This is a genomic window from Comamonas sp. CMM02, assembly GCF_014851485.1.
Lineage (GTDB): Bacteria > Pseudomonadota > Gammaproteobacteria > Burkholderiales > Burkholderiaceae_C > Comamonas > Comamonas avium.
The window spans coordinates 1-226 of record NZ_JACUZW010000027.1 but is presented as its reverse complement, the minus strand read 5'-3'; the positions used below and the strand labels follow the sequence as shown (position 1 = coordinate 226).

Here is a 226-nt window from a genome sequence, read left to right as displayed (position 1 = left end):
AGACGATAGGGTCATAACCTAAGAACCGATTTCTCGTTTCTGATAAATCTTGGTGGAGGTAAACGGGATCGAACCGATGACCTCTTGCATGCCATGCAAGCGCTCTCCCAGCTGAGCTATACCCCCAAAGAAACTGGCGGAGTGGACGGGACTCGAACCCGCGACCCCCGGCGTGACAGGCCGGTATTCTAACCAACTGAACTACCACTCCTGGCAGGAAGCTTTG

General features: G+C 54.0%; 2 tRNA genes. Both read right to left on the bottom strand.

Features of this window, described 5'->3' with window-relative positions:
* Positions 1–50 precede the first annotated feature (50 nt).
* A tRNA-Ala gene (locus tag IB213_RS17980) sits at positions 51–126 on the bottom strand.
* Positions 127–134: 8 nt separating this feature from the next.
* Positions 135–211, bottom strand: a tRNA-Asp gene (locus tag IB213_RS17975).
* Positions 212–226: the final 15 nt, after the last annotated feature.